This window comes from Xenorhabdus innexi (genome assembly GCF_002632485.1).
Classification (GTDB): Bacteria; Pseudomonadota; Gammaproteobacteria; order Enterobacterales; family Enterobacteriaceae; genus Xenorhabdus; species Xenorhabdus innexi.
Genome location: NZ_NIBU01000019.1, coordinates 49,482 through 67,540, shown reverse-complemented (window position 1 = coordinate 67,540; position 18,059 = coordinate 49,482). Strand labels below are relative to the sequence as shown.

The window sequence follows — 18,059 nt, the reverse complement described above, 5'->3', positions numbered from 1 at the left end:
GTGGAAGAACTGCGAGGGAGATTTGAATACCAGTCTCCAGTTCGTCAATCTGGCATTCCTTGTCTTACTGCTGCGCAGAAAAAATACTGAATAGCCTCTAACACCATAATGGCTAAACGCACTTCATCCGTATATTTCGCTTGATAGGCAGACGCATTAACAAGGCGTCCTATCTGAGACGCCGACATATTGGGTAAGAGGTAACCCAACGTTTTATTATTGATACCCAGCTTGACGGCCAATTCGGTCAGTTCTAAAGATAATGTAGCCTCTGACATTTTCCTCTCCTTAATGCCATTATTGAGTCATTGATACCACTATTCATTATTTTTTAACAACGCTGCGTCCAAAGCCGCCGCCATTTCAGGGGTTAATACGCCGTCTTTACCTCTCTTCTTGGGTTGTTCATCATCCGGCGCTTCTGCCGCTTGTTGTTGTGCCGCCCGTAAGTTCTCTGGAATATTCGAAAAAGTTTCTTCAGCTTCGGGCGCTTTGACGACAGAAGCACGCCGACTGACACGTTGCTGTGCGGGAGGGGGCACGGCAGCAGAATGTTGTGCTGTGGGTGCTGACGCGACGGCCGCACCCCGTGTCCGTGTCGCTCCGGTTGCAGGAGTTTGTGTCGGTGCGGCATGACGACGACGGCCTAATACGGCTGAGGCATCGGCGGCGGTATTTCGGGTACGTGTCTGAGTTGGCTCATCTTGATGTGAAACGGCATCCTGTAATATGGATTCGTTACGCCCACTGCGTGTACGTACAGTATTATCTTGTGTTGTTGATGTATTCTGTAGTGTATTCGCCGCATTTCGGCTACGCGTGCGTACACCTCTTTCCTGAACGTCTCCAGACGTGTTTTGTCTTTCTATCACTGATGTTCTGTTACGTGTACGACCTGCGATAGCGCCATTTACCTGCCGATTGGCTTCCGCCGCACGTCTTGCCTGGGCCTCTGACTGACGGCGTTCTTCGGCTAAACGTTGTTCTTCTGCGCGACGTTGCGCTTCGGCGCGACGACGTTCTTCCGCTAATCGCGCTTCATACTGTTGATAATCGGCTAACGTGACTTCTTCTATGCCCTGTGTGTCAACGGGTAAGTTTGTCCCCGGTTGTAACATGACAACAGTTTTCGTCTCAGTATTCTGCCAGTATGTAGGGATGTCATCAGTGATGGGAGTGTCATAGTAAAGAATTTCACCGGTAAAGGGATCGACGGTTTCCTGTCCGGTATTCACCGATTCGGTATTGCGTACCGGTGCATGAGCGGCGGGTGTTTGCAGATGATCAGGCATCTGTCCGAATCCTTCGGCATTCATCTGTTCTGCCTGTTCCGTATCTAACACACCCAATCGCAGTACACGGTCTAGTTCGTCAGATTCAATCAGTTTTCGTACCTGTTGATACTCTTCGGGATCGTTGATGTACCCTTCGGGTTTCATCACAATACGTTTATGTTCTGAGTAAGGATCGACAGCAAGCTGAATCCAGGCTTTCGAGGGGTCTAATTTTTGTCGCCTAAACCAGTTTACCAGGGCATTCAGTCCCATATAACCATCTGGATTCGGTTTATCGCCAAAGATAGCGGTGGACGATAAATTTACCTGAAAAATGGTATCCCACGTGCTGTCACCTTCTCCTGGTGTCCAGACGGCAATAGATTGTCGATAACGACAGGCCCGTGATTCGCCATTGATGCCAGAACCGGGTAGATTCTGTGGACATAAATCACAGCGGGTACACTGCTTATCTTTTGCATCGGCAGCGGGTGTAATATTGTCGTTAGAATAACAATCGGGGGCTTCTTTGCTGCCTTCAACATAGATGCCATGATAAAAGGTGCGTCCGACCTTTGATGGCCGTAACATGACGACGGTCATAGGTTGCAGCGGTTGTGACTGTGCAACCAGTTCCGGCCCAATAAACGCCTGTAAGCTGTTTCCTTTCATTTTGATACGGGCAAAGCTGGACAGACCCACCTCATCCCAGTAAGCACTCAGACCGTCCTGCTCATCGCGCAAATGCGCCGGTAAATTATGATCAAAGGTCACGATAGAATTATTCATCAGGAATTCCTTATTTCACGGGTTTGAATTGTATGTGTTGTCGTGTAAATGCCTTTAATCCCGGTGGCAACGCATCACCATGTTGTTTTCTGTACGCTTCCACGCGTGGTTTTGAAATGCTCTTACTGAAAAAAGATAAGTCCTGACTGGTGACAATAAAATCGCCCCAGGCATTCAAATCCTGCACATTGTATTCTACAGTTGTTTTTAAGAGAACCTTACCGACATTTGTATCTAATGCATGAATTTTCTCTTGTTGCATCCGTTTTTGTATTTCGTAATACAGGACGCGTAACTGATCCGCAATGCCTTTTGTTTCTTCCTCCATTGCGGCCTTGTGGACAGCTTCAATCGTTTCTTTCTGCTGCATCAATTGAATATGCGCGGCGGCCAATTGCGCGGTTGAGATACCGATAAAAGGATCACTCATTATTGCCCCCTAGTTGTCTTTTGCGAGACTCCTGTAAATATCTAATAAAGTTAATTGCGCTTCGGCGCGTCCTGCGATGATGTCATAAAGTTGTTTTTCCCGTTGATCGCCCCACATTTCGGTGACTGTCATATGGTGTTTTTGTCCGTTACGTTCCATGCGGGCTGTTGCCTGTAAATACACTTCGGTACTGGCAAACGGTGCGTACCAAATAGCATGACTTGCTGCCGTTAACGTGACACCGTGTGCAAATGCCGAGGGCACACCCACAATCACTTGCATCTGTCCCTTTAGGTCATTTTGAAAACTGTCGAAGATTTTTTGACGTGCTTTCTTACTCGTGATGCCACCATGTATAACCCCCACGGCGATATTTTTTGAACGTAGATAACGGGTAATCATTTCGACGGCGGCACGGAATGGGGCAAAAATAAGTACTTTCCCCTCTTCACTGTGAATAATTTCCAGACACTCATTCAACCGCTTTGTGGGCTTCATTTCGACTACTTCTCCACTTTCAGAAAGGACTGCACCACAGCAAATCTGTACAACTTTATCCAATAAGATGGCCCGGTTATCACCCATGATATTTTCGCCCGCCAAATTAACCATCTTCTGAGTACGTAACATTTGAATCGCTGCTTTCTGTACCGCTGTTAACGGCAAATAACGTGATTCATACACAATCGGTGGTAAATCGATACAATCCCGTGTACGAATGCGGAGCGCTGGTTTCATGTACTTGGCGACGGTAGCTTGCCACCCCTTGAGGGGGAATCGTTTGAAAGCGTCTTTTTTCTTCCATGTCGTTAAATTTTCCCACCAGTAGATATTCGGCACCGTATTGCCAAAACCATCAAACATACAAATCTGGCCGAACGCATCTTTTGGCCCCATTGGTGTGGGCGTCCCAGTCATTTGCCATGCATACGTGGCCTTACGCACAAGGGGATAAACGAGTGACCATATATCGGTTTCTCTGTTCTTTATTTTCGTACTTTCATCCAGAATAATCAGGTCATAATGATTTTGACTAAATTTTTTATGAAGTCCTTTCAATGCTTCGTAATTCGTAATATGAAACGGCGCAGCAGAGGCGACCTGCTCTTGTTTCTGTTTTACGGTTCCCTCAATGACCGTAAAATCGGCCTCACCAAACAACAATTTTGCGGCGGTAGGCTGCCACGCATCCAATAATACGGAAGATGGACACAGTATCAGGATCTTTTTGACCAAGCCGAGGGTATACAGATAATGCGCGGCCCATAGGCCAATAGCGGTTTTACCGGTTCCCGTCCCCGCAAAACAATAGGCTTTTTTCCTGAGACATAAAAAATCCGCACAAATAATCTGGTGCTGGTACGGACGAAAATCACTGGGGCCGGGCCAATGATAATCCCGATAAATCGGACTCACTGCGGGTAAATCGGCAACCGCCAGAAGTGCCGCGTTATAATAGTCCCACTTATAGGCCACCGTATTGTCGCCCAGGTCAATCAGTCCGCCCGGATTCAACACGCGTGCCCGTGCCAGCTCTTGTTCTGTTCCTTGAATGACGAGCGCCCGTTGCTGGTAGAGTTGCAACGTCGCCATCATTGCGCCTTATGAATATACGTCATTTAATAATGTTTCCTGCCATAAACCTAATTCTTTGAGTTTATTATCACGAGCCACGCGAGCTTCTTGAATAGTTTTAAATCCCCCTTGCTGATCGAGACTTTTTCCCTGATAAATGCGCCAGTAAAAGGTTTTTTCTTCACGGTTACGGTAAATACCCGCACGAGGATTACGAAAGAGCTGTGCGATATGCGGGGAAAGACACACAATATTGTCCACGGTACGCGCACAATTCGTATCCAGTAACCGAACAAGGCCATAGGGTTCTTTGCCTGTCACGACAACCCAAATCAGATCCAGAATGTTTTTTCGGATGTTTCCTGCACCACTGCCAATCGCGATCCGAACATACGTGTTATTGCCATTCATTGTAATACCCACGTGTTCACCCGCGTAGCGTTGGTTAAACCAGGTACAGGAACGTTCCGCCATTCCCTGACTTGCCTGACTGTATTTCCGATAGAGTTCCGGTGTCCGTGCTTTCCAAAAAAGGCCACCCGTATCCGGATTATAGGTCATTAATGCCCGCAAATCTTTCGCCTTAAGAATGTGTTTCATTCCATTGTCCTCCGACAAGTTTCATTATCTCTTCTTCAGATAGCCCTGCGGTTTCTTTGGGTTTTAGCTGTTTAAGGATGCTGACCAATCTGGCATTCGCATTTGTGGCACCTTCTCCGGCAATCTGAACACTGCTATCCAATGCGTCCATCATTGACAGAATGGTCTCCAGCATGGCCTGTTCTTCTTTTCGTCGCTCGTATAAATTGCGAATTAATACCAATAAGGCGTCACCCCTTATTGTTAGAAACGTGACATCCGGATTCTCTTTCATTGTCATGAGTATATCTGCTTATATGTCAACAGTCGTCATTTCTGATCCGTGGCATTAAAGGGACAGCTCATCACCGGGCAATAGGCACACAACGGCGATGTCTGTTCAGGCCAATAATCCCGTTCATAAGAATCAATAATACGTAAAGATTCCCGCAAAAATTTCCGCATTTGTATCTCATGCCCTTCGTCATGAAGATGTGTCGTATGCGTTTTAACACTACCTGCTTCTAAGAATATCAGGGCACTATCAAATTGCGTATAACGTTGCATTGTCGGCTGCGCTTTTGCCATGACACTCATTAAATCCAACTGATCGGTTTTCGGGTAACGATCTTTTCCTGTTTTATAATCATACAGGTAAATTTTTTTGAGACTCCCCATGCCTAAATCGGTTTTTCCCCGCATAAAAACGGTGGATGTATCAAACCAACTGGCAACCTGACCATTGGCTTTAATCGCCCATTCCTGTTCACCAAAAAGCGGAATACCCACACGCTGTTCAGTCACTAAGATATTAAATTTTTTCTTTAACATATCAGCCACACCCGTTCCGATTTTTTCCTTTACGACGGCATTCATGGGTTGGCCTTTTAGCACATAATCTTCATGTGCCTGGTGTACCTGTGTGCCCCACAAGGTGGCTGGCGTATCCGTATAGGGAATATTATGTGTCAGGTGTTGTTCATAAAAGCGCCTGGGGCATTGCTGATACTGACTCAGTTTTGAAAAGGATAAGGCCAGCGACAACAGTTTACCGCCGCCAACCGGTTTATGGATTTTATTCGGCCACTCAACATCATGATCCAGTGGGTGTGCAATTAAGTCGTCTTTTTCTTTTTCTGAAAATATTATCTTACCCATCGGTCTTCGCTCCGGGAACCTGTATCAGTGGCTGGTCATCGGCCTGTTTTCTGGCTTCCGAATCCAACATCCATCCCGTGATAAATTGCGTGATGATAATACTGAACTGTTGCGCATCCGTTAGCTTTTCTGCCTCGGCAGCCGATTGGGGGCCAATAAAATCGTCGCCAAAATTATAATGGATATCAATTTGACCATTCGGTAAATCGGTCACGGTAATAATGACTTGTGCCATTTTACATCCTCTCTTTTTTACAGCGCGGACAATGACAGCTCATGAGGTGCACACACGGTTCACCGTTGGATTTTGCAAACACGCCATGACAATCCGGGCAGTTTTGATGTAAGCAGGGTTCATCAGTATATTGATACGTATCCGGTAAAGAGGTACTGTCAGTTCTATCGGATTTCGCATACAGCGTGAGAGGATTGTCGGTATCGTTCGTCAGAATACTGCCTAATGGGGTGAGTTCTGTGTGTAGAGAGGATGTCGCCTGCTTGTCCATCTGATAACACGCCGCATTAATCTGACTCGCAAACTGCCAGTACACGGCGAGCTGTTGTGATAAACATTGCGCTTCCCATAGGGCATCATGTTCCGCCCAATGTGCTGTGCCGGTGTGAGCTGCGCGTATCGGGAAAATCATTTCAAAAGTACGCAGACACGCGCCATTATAGAATAGCCACGGTAGGGGGGCAGGTTCACTATGCACTTCACGGTATAGCACTTCCATAATCGGACAGTCAAACGCTGCACCCCGGCCCAATAAGTACAGATTACGAACAGGAAAAAAAATTTCTCCCTTATTCATCTGCGTACTGAGGGTGGTTTTAATCCAGTCGGTCATTTCGTGTATGACATCAATGAGTGTTGGTGTGTCAGATTCACACGCAAGTTGAAACCGGGCACGAACATCGGTGTCTTGGCTCATAAGCCATCCCAGCGTACTGGGTGTCTGTTTAAACCCCCGTGCCATCATATCCTGCACATTGACCAGTGACCCCCACGATCCCAGTATCAGGCCGTCACCCCGCACTAAGGCCAGACCCACCTCCCACACTAAAGGTTTATCCCCGGCCAGATTCGATAATGTCTCTACATCCGCAATGAGAAATAAGGTATCGCGTTTTATTTTGGGCTGCATGTTTGTCCTTATTGCGTTTGGTTGCGTTCTTTCAAAAGGGCTTCGGCATTAATCTGATTAAAGCCAGACGCCATCCAGATATCTTCGTCATATTGATCACCATAATTGGGGCCAACCGTCAGCTCACAATCTATTGGTGTCCGTTGTGCCCAATCGGGGCGTTCTCTCATCCTGTATTGGATTTGTGCACAACAATCAGAAAGGTCTTCGTTTGGCACGAGAAAAGCTAATTCATCGTGGACGGTTAAACACCAGAAAAGGCCGTCATTTCGCAGGTTCATCATCATCCCCTGCAAAATCCGTGTCGAGCTGCCTTGTGTGACATTGTTCGCAATGATGCCGCGATAAATTTTACGGGTTTCCCGTTTCTCGGCATCGGTATATAAAATAATGTCGCGGTTCAGTTCATCTTTACCGGCGATGCGAAGATCGTCATAACGTAATACCCAACCATCCGGCAAGATAAGTCTGTTTTTCATGGCGGTATAGTTATTTTCATAACCAAAAGAATAGGAACCGCCATAAAGCATGACGTCTAAGGCATTCTGGCACTCTGTCCAGAACTGAACGATATTTGTATAACGGTCACGATACAGTAAAACAGCGTCATGACAGAACTCTTTGGTTACATCCAGATCGTAAGCCGTGCGAAGTCGTAAATAGAAGGATTCAAACCACGAACCATATTGCAGGGACAGAATGCCCTCTTTACCTACGTTACGTTCCTTTTTTCGCCCATTCGTTTTTGACACTTCATAACCGTACAATGTCGTGGCAAAGTCAGAATAAGGATCTTCATTGCGGGCAAACTGTAGCAGCAAATCGTTTTGTCCTGCATGGTCTGCCATACGTCGGGCTTCAATTTGTGCTAAGTCACAGGTCACGACCGAATAGCCTTTGGGTGCCCGCACAGATCTTCGCAAGGTCAGATCACCCCCACGTTTGGGAAAGTTTTGGACATTAATATCCTGATAGCCAACCCACCGTCCCGTCGTCGCACCAAAGGCTTTCAGGGGGATCGGCATCTTACCCCGATGCGCAATATCTAATAGATTTTTGGCCCGTGTAATGCCAATCGTGGACTTCTCGCCCATGCGTGCTTCACAGACTGCTTCCAGAAAGGGATCGCCTGACGTTAACAGTGCCTTAAACCCCATATCCGTTTTGGCAAAAGCATACGTCCTTTTGGGTGATCCGTCCGGATTCTTGGCAGTCTTACTGTCTTTCATCGGCACTTCTACACCCAATTGCATCAGTACCTCAGCAAATTGGGGATTTGACGATAAGCGTTGACGAAACGTCTCAACATCTTGTGAAAAAGCCGCCGAAATTTTTGCCAGTTTATCTTCCTGTAACTGTATCAGGCGCGGAATATACTCACGTAATAATGCTTTATCCAAATCAAACTGACAGACACAACCCGCCCGTATCGTGTCGGACATCGTGACCATATCCATTTCAGAATAGTGCCACCGAAACAAACCGTAGAGGGGCGGTAAAATATCGACATCTCGTAGACCATACTCCCCGTACCGCTGCAAGCCCGCTGCGGTGAAATGCTCCAGACGCATTCCCATTACATGGTGAACGTCGTCTTTTTTCTCCGGCAACGAATACCCTTTGGCTAATCGGGCCAGACTGTTTGCTGCTTTTGCACCGTGTAATGGCCGAGCCATCGTCAGGGTACAGGTAAATTCACGGGGTTCGATACCGTAGTAATCTGACAGAATAAAACCATCAAAGGGAGTATTGTGTGCGAGGACATTACAGTCATGTAATTGGAGGGATTCCAGTTCTTTTCTCACGGCACCTTTATGATTGGGTATCCAGTACCGTTCGCCCGTATCCGGAATGATAATGGAGCACAGTATGACCTGAAAGCGGGGATCACGAACATACTTTTCATAGGTCATGCCTTTTGCGGATAACGAGTATTTATTGGCGGGATCATAAAACGTTTCAAAATCCAAAAAGACTTTCGGAATACGGTCAAAATCAGACGCGAGCGCATTGGCTAAGTTGTTGCAGGCGTGCTGCTTTTCCTTATCATTGAATATGCCCTGCTGCCTGATCCCATAATCGTATGCGTATAACATGATGTTATATTCCAATGCCCAGTAGTGGCCTGATAATCAGATAAAGCATCCCGATAAGGCAGAACATCAACACCCAATCACCGGTCTTTGACATAAAGGGGAGGCTTACGGTGTCTTGACGGCGGTCATGAAGCTCTTTTAAACATTGCAAATGATGCTCTGCCATTTGTAGCTTTTCTTTATCGTAATGTGCGGGCGGACGCTTATAATGGTGTTCTATTTTTTTCTGTAAATCAGTAATATAACGAATGAGTTGTTCCTCATTCAAATCCTCCTCGGCATCATATGACCATTCTTGTTCTTCGCAGGAAAGAGTGACACGCACGTATTTCATTAAACCCCCTCGATTTATTTCATGGCGGCTATCCCTAACACGCTATATCTCATCTTCCGACTTTTGTATTAACAGACAGCGTAATCCCTTTCGGTAACAGGTATCGTGGCCCGTCAAGCGTACCGTTATGAATAGTATCTAACCAGGTTTGAAATACAGACAGATTGGTTTCATTCACGACGGCGGCATAGGCACCGGCATTCAGTGCGGAAAGTAAGCGTCTGCATTGAAGTGCCGTGGGTTTATTTTTTCCCGCTTTGACCTCAACGGCCAAAAATGATCCCTGTCCACCCTGTTTATCTGGTACACAACATATTTTGTCAGCATGACCACTACGCCCGAAGCCACCTGTCGTGGGGGTAAGAACATAGGCACCGACATGCGCTAGTAAACTATCGACTTGTTCCTTAACTTTTGATTCGGGAGTACGTGCCATGATTCCTCCTGCGTTATACCAACTGGTGGTTTCCAGAGCGCGTCATAAATCAACGCCGCGTTATACATCTTTGTTTTCAGCATATCCCAATCTTTATCCGCAAGAACGATAAAGACACGAAAACCGACAGAACGGTATAAAACCTGATCTGTCAGGTAACGTCGTAAATAATACGTTACTTCTTTTGCCGTATTATCCTCGTCTGTCCGTGATATCACTAACAGGCTTCCTTGTGATAATAAATAGACTAGCGTATAAAGCGGGACGGCAGTAATCAGGTTGTCCACAAGCATATAATACTTTCCTGCATACAAACTGACATAATGTACTGTAGGAATGTCGGTTCGTTTCCAGTACGTATAAATCGGATGCTTACGCCGGAATTCTTTTACTGACGGAATGATTGGCCTGTGTCCGTACAAATTTACTGCGCCACTGACAAACCATTTATGCTTGCGATGATAAATCCAAATGGGTACGCCCGCTGCACTTGCCATTCTTTGTGCAACATGACGTGCCTCTTCCTGTGTGGTATAGGCTTCTTTTAATACGTGTTGCATAACAATACACCTTTACATAGGCTAACCAAAATAGAATATGTTCGGGACGTCTTAATGCCCATTAACCATATACTTTTATGTGACTGCTGAAAAGGTTTTAATGGTTATGCGTTTTCCCGTATTCTGTTCTTGTTTTATGATTATTCAATATGGCTGCTATGTAAAATAAACGAATAGGAAAACATTATTCACCCTGTGAAAAATCCAGCTCCGTTACTATTTTTTTAAGGGCAGTATCAATGTGATCGTCATTCAAATAAGAATGCAATATCCCGCCAAATCCACAGCGTCCATTTTCATAGTGGTCAGAGTAAATTCCTTTCCTATTGATTGCCATGAAATAAAAATGCCAGCGTAAACGAAGATTCTTACGTTGCTCATTAGATATCTCGATGTATTCTAAACAACGATTATACGTGTCGGATAAATTTTTTTCATGAGGTAAAGAAACGGTTTTTATTGTCTTAATATATAGGCGTTTTAATTCTTGATAATGTTCGGGTTTAATTTTCATTTATAAATACCTACTGATTATAAATCCAATACTCCACCCCGTTTGATAAAGAAATAGAAATGTAATCGGATTGTATCGTATCCTTTAATTTTTCCCGGTCAATGAATTGCTCTAACCATGATGATTTTATAATATTTGCATTTCGATAGGAAAGGTATCCCAATTCATATAACTCTTCGATACAATAATCATCAAAGTAATCATCTCGGATTATCCGACGTTCCTCACACCATACTTCACCCATATCACACGCTGTGCGCAGGTCAATTAAAAGGTAGCATTCCTCTATGGCTTCTTTTGCGGGTAATACCTCTTTATTTATCCGCCACCATGTCCCAATATCGGAATGGGGTATATTGTCATTAATATCTGCTCTGATCTCTTTTTTTAATTGCCACATAAATTCGTCAAGGGGGTACTTTTCTAAAGATGAGACTTTTATTCCACTTTGTATAACCTTCTTAATTTTTTTACAGATAGTCTGAATATAGCTATCCACATCAGACGTGCTGAATACGGTCTTTGCGAGTACAGAGACAGATTCGTTATTGTAAGTTAATTCAGAAAGTAAACCTGTTTCATTGCAAATAAAACAGCCGTGCCCTTTACAAACAAGACAACGCGGTCTTGAGTCATGATAATTACCTGACATATCTTTCTCCTCTTGAAAATATATCTTTATTTTCTCAAGTACGGTATGTATGTCAAATAACAGATAAAAAAATAGCTCCATTATAATGGAGCCGAACTGTCTGATTAAGAATGAGTAATTAATCATTCAATATTTTGTACTACCAATCAAATTCGATTAAACCGGAAACTAAGAAGGCATCTTGGTCAAAAACGATAGAATAAAGATCAGGGTAATTCTCTTTTATTCGTTGCAGATTATTGAGAAAACCATCTGATAAGTCAAGAGTATTTGCTATCTCCTCCATACACTCTAAATGTTCGTCTGTTGCCAGACAGATTTCGATACCTTCCTTATAAAGACGTATTACTTTCTCAGGCATACGTACAACCATATCCCCTTCATCGTGGAAACGCTCAGTGTACTGTGTGAGTAATTCCATATCTGACTGTGATAAGTGTGCTGTAGAAATAACAGCAGACGTTCTCGTTTCGAGTTGAAGCTCTGGCATAAGAATTATTCCTAGTCGGTAGTTAATTGCGAGACAATACTATTTCGAATGCTCTCAGCGGATTGTTCAGATGTCGTATTCTGTCCGAATACCCAAATATGATAATCGATCATGTTTATGCGAAACGCATACAGTGCCTGCTCTGGTATATTCTCAATCTCTTCAGGAGTCATTGCGAGAATATGACTCGATGGGCCTTTCCGCACTTTCAGGACATTCGTTATATACACAATATTTGTCGGATTCACCACCTGTCCGGCTGGCAAAGTAATAAATTTTGCCATCGTTTTTCTCCTGTTATCCATCTGCGTGAATTATCTGTTATAAAAGATATGTTTTTCATAACATATATAGGTATCAGTAAACCGATCCTGTGTATAGGCATCCCAATCAAAATAAAGTCGGCATATCTCAGGGATCGCCTTATCATCTAAAAAATCACCTTCATACTCTATAACAAAATCGGACTCTGATTCCCCTTGAGCCAGAGTGGTAATATAGGCATTTTCAAAGGTCGCTTTATCGACAATATAAAGAAGATTCGTACAATACGCATAATAGGCATTGTGACGATCATCATTTAACTGAGAGAGTACGTCGATATATTCCCAGTTCACATGCCCTTCTTTGTTCAGTGCCTCTTTAGGAATGTCTATCCAATCGGGAAAAAAATAAGTATCGTCCTCATCTAGCTTTCCACAAGTTGCCTTTACGTCCTCTAAAAATTCCTCTTCATCGTAATAGTCCAATAAATCGAACCACTCTCCGTTACCTGGATCGCGCTCGAAACGTTTTTTTGTCGTGACAAAAATAGAAGGTGTCATATTTATACCTCACATATAAATCCTATTTCTTTCTCGATGAATATTATTTTCTTCCTGTATGCACCTATGTCAAATAAGCGTGGAATATCCTCCATGAACTTAATGACATAGATGCTATTTTGGTTTCATAACCGGGAAGTGTTGTCAGGCAGGGAAATTAATCAATTAAGGCTCGTATGGGTGTCCAGATTTCTTGTCCTAATCCTGCACCGTAATCGAGTAATCCTTCGTATTTACGACTAAAGTCCTCCGCCATTCTCTGTTCTTGTTCATAGGTTTTAAACATGAAATGATTCAGTAAAAAGAGTGTTACTGTAATACCCACTTGTTCTGATGATAAATCGTCAAAAGATTCACCATTAGGTGACCATAACGAATAACGCTTAGCAGGACAGATTAATATTCCACCGTTAGACAATTCATAATATGAATAATAATCGCCATTATAATCCGTAGCATATTTGTCCATCCAGTTATAAAGGTATGTCTCAGCGTTCATAAAATAACGCCCAAAGTGATGTGGCAAAAACTGCATTCTTTTGGCGTCGCTGACTTCTTTTTTCGTAATGGGTTCTCTCTCTGAAGACATAATTAATTCCTCAATGAAGGGTGTGATTAAAGATAAATAGCTGTCGTTAAAAATAGTGCTATTTAATTAATTTAATGAGGTTATTTTCTCAGGTAGGGTTTATATGTCAAATGAGGGAGGTGAAAACAACCCATGCGATAATTAACATGGGCTATTTATTCATTTTTGATGGGAAGTATAATCACCCAATGTCATATCGACATAAGCAGGCTCTGTAAGGGAACATTCTTCAGCAGAAATAATTGACGAAACAATCAATCGCATCGGCTTTTTTTGATTATCAATGTAGGGAACAGAGACTTCAATTGTCTGCGTGTACAATTGTCCCCATTCACCGAGTTGGATCGCATTCTTTCCACTGACTAATTTCGTTCTATTAATCAAAGAAGCGGTAGCTTTCTCACGATCCAATTCTTTCCCTTTTCGCAATTCGGCATCAATGACTTTTTGTGCCGCCCAGGAATCAACGGTTGCACAATAATCTAACGCTTTTTGAGAGGGTGTTTTAGTGGCAGAGAGGGCTATGCCGGGAAAACATAATAATGTTAACAGGATAAACTTTTTCATACTCATTCCACAATTAATTCTCTATCGACAGAACTAATGATAAATCCAAGCCATTTAAAACTCTTTTTTATATTTCGATGAATATTAAATAACATTAAAACTTCAACTTTATATTTTAAGTTTACATTAAAGCGATGGAAAGAGAGGTTATATTATTTTATCCCGAATAATATTGGTTATTTTTATCTACCTAATGGCAGCATCAATGTATAGGGTTCTAGCGGTGATTGGGTAAAACCAAGACGGGAATAAAACATGCGGGCATTCTCATCAAGAGCATGGACAATTATCGCTGAGATACCAATTTGTTCCGCAGTACTGGCGACACGCTTACAGGCATCCTGTAGCAGCAATGCGCCCAGTTTTTGCCCCTGATATTTTATATCGACAGCCAAGCGGCCGAGAAGAATAACGGGAATAGGATTCGGCATATTACGTTTAAGCGCGGGGATTGCATCAATATGATGAATTGATCCTGCGCTCAGGCAATAATAACCGATAACGTCTTTTGTCCCCTTTTTACAAATAACAAAGGTACGGCTTGCACCGAGCTTATTATTCTTTAAAGCCCGGCGTGCAAGCCATTCATTTAATGTTTCGTGCTGACAATAAAAATCACTGAGATTGTGGTCAGCCGTGAGTAATTCCGGTGCGCTTATTCCCACGGTGCTTTATACTCCATCAGTTTTTTAAAGCCTTCATTTTCAGAAAGGGGTTTCTCCAGCATCTGCATGAACGCTTGATATTTTTCCTCGTCAACGAAAAAATGACGTTGCTCAAGGATGGACTCTTCGGCTGCGCGACAAGCGGCATCCAAGATAAAATCAGTCCGCGTCTTTGAATTCAGACTGGCTGCGTGGTCAATCAGATCCCGTTGAAAGGCTTTTGCCCGGATATTAATTGGCGTTTCTTTCGGTTGTGTTTTCATACATCACCTGTATAGCTAATAGATATACAAAGAGTATAACAGGTTGTGTAGCTAATAGCTACACAGCGCGAATTCTTTCAATCATACAGAAAAATATGCGTCATGTAAGACGTCACCCATCGGGGTTCCGGGCTGAGTCGTGCGTGACCATGCTTTTGCCGCCGGGAAAATTTGTATCCATTTTGATAGCGTTTCGCGGCCATCTATCGTGCGGGGTTCGGGCAACCGGACATCGATATAGGAAAGAATACCCTCTGCACCCTCAAATTGTTCCGGTTTTGCCTCAATGCCATCGGGATTACCAAAAAAGGAGGAGATCAGACGACTGAATGTGAATGACCCTTTCAGCTCGATCACATCAAAGCGTGCTTCGTAGAATTGTGCGCGGTCAAAGAAGCCATTGAGTAAGATTTGTGTCCCCTGACACTGGTAAAACTCGGCATCATAGAATTGCCCCACCAACTTGGTTTGATTAAAGATACAATTCACGAACACCGTTTCATTGTACATGCCGTCTAATGTCGCGCCGGTAAAATCCTCATCGACAATCACATGTCGTGAGTAATCCTTGTTCAAACGGCGTTTATCAGCGGCTTCCATCCGATACACTTCCCGCGTTGGCCGCACTTTTCTAGCCGCACTTTTATCGTCCGACCCCGCTACATTACCGGGATCTGATAAACTCATGGGATATTGCGGACACATTGTCGCAATGGCGGCCTCTCGGAGCTGATCAATCACTTCGGGTTTGGCACCATGTTTCTTCGCGTTCACAATGGTATACCATATCTTGTCCAGCTCACCCTTTTTAACCATCTCATCCAGTAAGCCCATCGCCGCATAATACTGAGGCGCATCGGGATGGTGTTTAAAATACCCCGTTAGCAACCCCGCCCGCAGTAAACGCGGTGCCGTCATACCCACCTGCTTCTCCAAATCCGGTTTCAGGTAGTTCGTCGCAACGCTTGTCCGCTGTACCCCTAATAAACGCGCAATACCCACCGTATTCAGATCCAGTATTTCCATCCATCCGCGCACATCGGACGCTCGTGGACACGCAGCATTACTCGGTGCTAAACGTAATAGCTCCCGTGTGTGCGCCAGACTGCCCTTTATATAAAACCACAGTGTTTCTTTTAGCTTCGGGTGCATCTCTTCTGTGGGTTCTTTTAAATAACTGTTCTCGACGAATCTTGCCCCTTGTGACATTTGTCCCCCTTCTAGACACTTATGTCTTATCACTGTTGTAGAATTCTATGCCTAAACCGTCAGAAATTCTGTTATTCCGTTGGCGGCCATTGTTGCGCAGCATGAAGAATACGTAAAACCATCAGGATATCCCGTTCAACACGGTATATGAGTATATAGTGCGGTCTGACCACGATCTCCCGCGTCCCTTTCAGCCTGCCACGCTTGTACATCTCAGGTTGCAGACAAGCCCGCTCTGCCGATGCTTCAAACTCATCATCAAGCACAATCGCGGCCTGTGGATTATCCTGAGCGATATAATCCATGATCTGCTCCCTGTCCGCCAAAGCCATAGGTTTCCACTCAAGGCGCATTATAATCCCTTACGTAGACTGTCTTTTTTGGACGCAAAATGACGTTTAGCATCCTCGTGGGCTATCGCAGGACGCGGATCGTCAATGGACGCTTGCACCTGTGCCTTGAACCACTCGTCATAGGCAGCCGCTTCATGTGCACGTTTTAACGCGACGGCTCTATCGGGACGCGCATTCTTGCTCTGGTGTTCTGCGCTGTAGTTGGAGGCGTCAACATTAAACTGGGCAATCCCGATGCTTTGCAGATAATTCACCAGCGTTTCCAATTTTTTAAACAGACGTACCTGACCACTGCGCTGGGCGGCTAGCGCACACTCTGCGATGCCATACTTTACGGTCACTATCCAGCCATCAAGTGTACTCACAACCTGTGCATCACGCACCACACCCGCGTCAACCAAGCGGTAGAGGGTAGAATGATCTATCGTTTCTGTTGTCATAAGTTACCTCGAAAAGTTGCTGTGCAAGTTACAACATTAAGTATTGCAACTAATTGTAGCTCGCACAATAAAAAGAATAAAAAAGCACTGTGATTGTGTTTGTGTATATTTACGTGTAATCTGCACGATATGTTAATGGAGGAAATCAATCATGACAGTAAAACAAAGAAATACCCAAAGTGTCACAATGACCATAGAAAGAGGTTTACTGAGTCGGGCACGTGAGGCAGGCATCAATTTCAGCGCAACCTTTTCCGCTGCTCTGGATGCAGAATTACGTCATTATGAGGCGAAGAAATGGCAGGAAGAAAACGCAGAAGCTCTGGAAGCATTAAACCGTTTTCATGATGAACACGGCTGTTTCAGTGATGAATACAGGACATTTTAATTATGCAATTCACCGTTTATTGTAATACTGGAAGAACCTCTGTTTATCCTCTGTTACTGGATGTCACCAGCGACATTATTGGGCAATTAAACCGAAGAATTGTTATTCCATTGCTGCCTATTGAAAAATATCCCGATAACGCTCGCCCGGAGCGAATGATCCCGCTTGTCAGACTGATAGACGACAAAGAATATGCGGTCATGACGCATGAATTGGCAAGTGTACCTGTTCGCGCTTTGGGTGCGGAATTTTGTGATGCAACTCAGTACCGTGACAGAATTAAGGCAGCAATGGATTTTATCTTTGATGGTATTTAGAAATTTGTAAAGGAGTGTGCTCTATGACTGAGACTGCTGCGATAGTCATTTCTTTAACGCGGATAAGATCCCTTCAACAACAAGGAGGATCGCAGTAAACTTCATCGTCTCAGGCCACTCCAGCACAATATGCTCGATCACCGTTTCATTATGCCTAATGCCTACCTGCTCGTAATATTTTTTCACGGCATCCGATACTGCATCCGGCGTATCCCTACTACCACGATAATAACTTGCACTCGGTGCATCACGACAGCGTACTTCGATGCATGGCGGGTGTATATCAGTTGCCGGTATAAATTCCCCCTCGAGTACATATACTCTCGACAACGTTCCCTCTTTCGATAAATCCAGTAAAACATATTCTGGTAGCATCTTTTCAATCACTTTTGTTATATTCATTTTTAAATTC

27 protein-coding genes and 1 pseudogene are annotated in these 18,059 nt (G+C 44.1%); 3 read left to right on the top strand and 25 right to left on the bottom strand.

What is annotated here, in order from left to right; all coding sequences use genetic code 11:
• A pseudogene (locus Xinn_RS10085) lies at nt 1-94 on the top strand (IS5/IS1182 family transposase); the annotation flags it as partial.
• Between the two features lie 223 nt (nt 95-317).
• Here the strand turns inward: Xinn_RS10085 and Xinn_RS10080 are convergent.
• The 24 genes from Xinn_RS10080 to Xinn_RS09965 form a co-directional block, all read right to left on the bottom strand.
• Entirely contained in the window at nt 318-2,063 is a 1,746-nt protein-coding gene (locus Xinn_RS10080; protein ID WP_086956764.1) for a hypothetical protein, read from the bottom strand.
• Nucleotides 2,064-2,073: 10 nt separating this feature from the next.
• A complete protein-coding gene (locus Xinn_RS10075; RefSeq protein ID WP_086956763.1) occupies nt 2,074-2,493 on the bottom strand; it encodes a hypothetical protein in 420 nt (139 codons plus the stop codon).
• Nucleotides 2,494-2,502: 9 nt separating this feature from the next.
• A complete protein-coding gene (locus tag Xinn_RS10070; RefSeq protein ID WP_086956762.1) occupies nt 2,503-4,089 on the bottom strand; it encodes a helicase-related protein in 1,587 nt (528 codons plus the stop codon).
• 6 nt (nt 4,090-4,095) lie between these two features.
• Nucleotides 4,096-4,668: a hypothetical protein gene (locus tag Xinn_RS10065; protein ID WP_086956761.1), complete on the bottom strand. Its 573-nt coding sequence runs from the start codon at nt 4,666-4,668 to the stop codon at nt 4,096-4,098.
• Entirely contained in the window at nt 4,652-4,948 is a 297-nt protein-coding gene (locus Xinn_RS10060; RefSeq protein ID WP_086956760.1) for a hypothetical protein, read from the bottom strand. The genes Xinn_RS10065 and Xinn_RS10060 overlap by 17 nt, the downstream gene beginning before the upstream one ends.
• 29 nt (nt 4,949-4,977) lie before the next feature.
• Nucleotides 4,978-5,805 (bottom strand): PD-(D/E)XK nuclease family protein, encoded by an 828-nt coding sequence (locus Xinn_RS10055; RefSeq protein WP_086956759.1) that lies wholly within the window; start codon nt 5,803-5,805, stop codon nt 4,978-4,980.
• Complete coding sequence (locus tag Xinn_RS10050; protein WP_086956758.1) at nt 5,798-6,040, bottom strand: hypothetical protein; 243 nt, start codon at nt 6,038-6,040, stop codon at nt 5,798-5,800. Before Xinn_RS10050 ends, Xinn_RS10055 begins: the two co-directional genes overlap by 8 nt.
• Before the next feature lies 1 nt (nt 6,041).
• Nucleotides 6,042-6,950 carry a 3'-5' exoribonuclease domain-containing protein gene (locus Xinn_RS10045; RefSeq protein WP_086956757.1) on the bottom strand — a complete coding sequence of 303 codons (909 nt, stop codon included), beginning with the start codon at nt 6,948-6,950 and terminating at the stop codon, nt 6,042-6,044.
• Between the two features lie 8 nt (nt 6,951-6,958).
• On the bottom strand, nt 6,959-9,046 hold the full coding sequence (locus Xinn_RS10040) for a DNA polymerase (RefSeq protein WP_086956756.1): 2,088 nt from the start codon (nt 9,044-9,046) through the stop codon (nt 6,959-6,961).
• Between the two features lie 4 nt (nt 9,047-9,050).
• Nucleotides 9,051-9,380, bottom strand: a complete 330-nt coding sequence (locus Xinn_RS10035; protein ID WP_086956755.1) for a hypothetical protein — start codon at nt 9,378-9,380, stop codon at nt 9,051-9,053.
• A 49-nt stretch (nt 9,381-9,429) separates the two neighbouring features.
• A complete protein-coding gene (locus Xinn_RS10030; RefSeq protein WP_086956754.1) occupies nt 9,430-9,816 on the bottom strand; it encodes a hypothetical protein in 387 nt (128 codons plus the stop codon).
• On the bottom strand, nt 9,765-10,376 hold the full coding sequence (locus Xinn_RS10025) for a hypothetical protein (RefSeq protein WP_086956753.1): 612 nt from the start codon (nt 10,374-10,376) through the stop codon (nt 9,765-9,767). The genes Xinn_RS10030 and Xinn_RS10025 overlap by 52 nt, the downstream gene beginning before the upstream one ends.
• Nucleotides 10,377-10,560: 184 nt before the next feature.
• Entirely contained in the window at nt 10,561-10,890 is a 330-nt protein-coding gene (locus tag Xinn_RS10020) for a hypothetical protein (RefSeq protein WP_086956752.1), read from the bottom strand.
• Nucleotides 10,891-10,900: 10 nt separating this feature from the next.
• On the bottom strand, nt 10,901-11,542 hold the full coding sequence (locus Xinn_RS10015) for a hypothetical protein (protein WP_143706599.1): 642 nt from the start codon (nt 11,540-11,542) through the stop codon (nt 10,901-10,903).
• A 139-nt stretch (nt 11,543-11,681) separates the two neighbouring features.
• A complete protein-coding gene (locus tag Xinn_RS10010; RefSeq protein ID WP_086956750.1) occupies nt 11,682-12,032 on the bottom strand; it encodes a DUF5983 family protein in 351 nt (116 codons plus the stop codon).
• Nucleotides 12,033-12,043: 11 nt separating this feature from the next.
• A complete protein-coding gene (locus Xinn_RS10005) occupies nt 12,044-12,316 on the bottom strand; it encodes a hypothetical protein (RefSeq protein ID WP_086956749.1) in 273 nt (90 codons plus the stop codon).
• 30 nt (nt 12,317-12,346) lie between these two features.
• On the bottom strand, nt 12,347-12,856 hold the full coding sequence (locus tag Xinn_RS10000; RefSeq protein WP_086956748.1) for an antirestriction protein ArdA: 510 nt from the start codon (nt 12,854-12,856) through the stop codon (nt 12,347-12,349).
• A 157-nt stretch (nt 12,857-13,013) separates the two neighbouring features.
• Nucleotides 13,014-13,445: an antirestriction protein gene (locus Xinn_RS09995; protein ID WP_086956747.1), complete on the bottom strand. Its 432-nt coding sequence runs from the start codon at nt 13,443-13,445 to the stop codon at nt 13,014-13,016.
• A 159-nt stretch (nt 13,446-13,604) separates the two neighbouring features.
• Nucleotides 13,605-14,012, bottom strand: coding sequence for a hypothetical protein (locus Xinn_RS09990; RefSeq protein WP_086956746.1), 408 nt, complete (start codon nt 14,010-14,012; stop codon nt 13,605-13,607).
• A 182-nt stretch (nt 14,013-14,194) separates the two neighbouring features.
• The gene (locus Xinn_RS09985) at nt 14,195-14,677 is read right to left on the bottom strand and encodes a GNAT family N-acetyltransferase (RefSeq protein ID WP_086956745.1); all 483 of its coding nucleotides are present in this window, start codon (nt 14,675-14,677) and stop codon (nt 14,195-14,197) included.
• On the bottom strand, nt 14,668-14,940 hold the full coding sequence (locus tag Xinn_RS09980; protein WP_086956744.1) for a type II toxin-antitoxin system TacA family antitoxin: 273 nt from the start codon (nt 14,938-14,940) through the stop codon (nt 14,668-14,670). The genes Xinn_RS09985 and Xinn_RS09980 overlap by 10 nt, the downstream gene beginning before the upstream one ends.
• An 81-nt stretch (nt 14,941-15,021) precedes the next feature.
• Nucleotides 15,022-16,149, bottom strand: a complete 1,128-nt coding sequence (locus Xinn_RS09975; protein ID WP_086956743.1) for a hypothetical protein — start codon at nt 16,147-16,149, stop codon at nt 15,022-15,024.
• 71 nt (nt 16,150-16,220) lie between these two features.
• Entirely contained in the window at nt 16,221-16,502 is a 282-nt protein-coding gene (locus tag Xinn_RS09970; protein ID WP_086956742.1) for a type II toxin-antitoxin system RelE/ParE family toxin, read from the bottom strand.
• Nucleotides 16,502-16,942, bottom strand: a complete 441-nt coding sequence (locus Xinn_RS09965; protein ID WP_086956741.1) for an antitoxin PaaA2 family protein — start codon at nt 16,940-16,942, stop codon at nt 16,502-16,504. The genes Xinn_RS09970 and Xinn_RS09965 overlap by 1 nt, the downstream gene beginning before the upstream one ends.
• Nucleotides 16,943-17,093: 151 nt before the next feature.
• Here Xinn_RS09965 and Xinn_RS09960 point away from each other — a divergent pair, with 151 nt between their 5' ends.
• The gene (locus Xinn_RS09960; protein ID WP_086956740.1) at nt 17,094-17,330 is read left to right on the top strand and encodes a type II toxin-antitoxin system CcdA family antitoxin; all 237 of its coding nucleotides are present in this window, start codon (nt 17,094-17,096) and stop codon (nt 17,328-17,330) included.
• 2 nt (nt 17,331-17,332) lie between these two features.
• Entirely contained in the window at nt 17,333-17,647 is a 315-nt protein-coding gene (locus Xinn_RS09955; RefSeq protein ID WP_086956739.1) for a CcdB family protein, read from the top strand.
• 45 nt (nt 17,648-17,692) lie between these two features.
• On the opposite strand, the gene Xinn_RS09950 is transcribed toward Xinn_RS09955, so the two are convergent.
• Nucleotides 17,693-18,049, bottom strand: coding sequence for a hypothetical protein (locus tag Xinn_RS09950; RefSeq protein WP_086956738.1), 357 nt, complete (start codon nt 18,047-18,049; stop codon nt 17,693-17,695).
• Between the last annotated feature and the right edge of the window lie 10 nt (nt 18,050-18,059).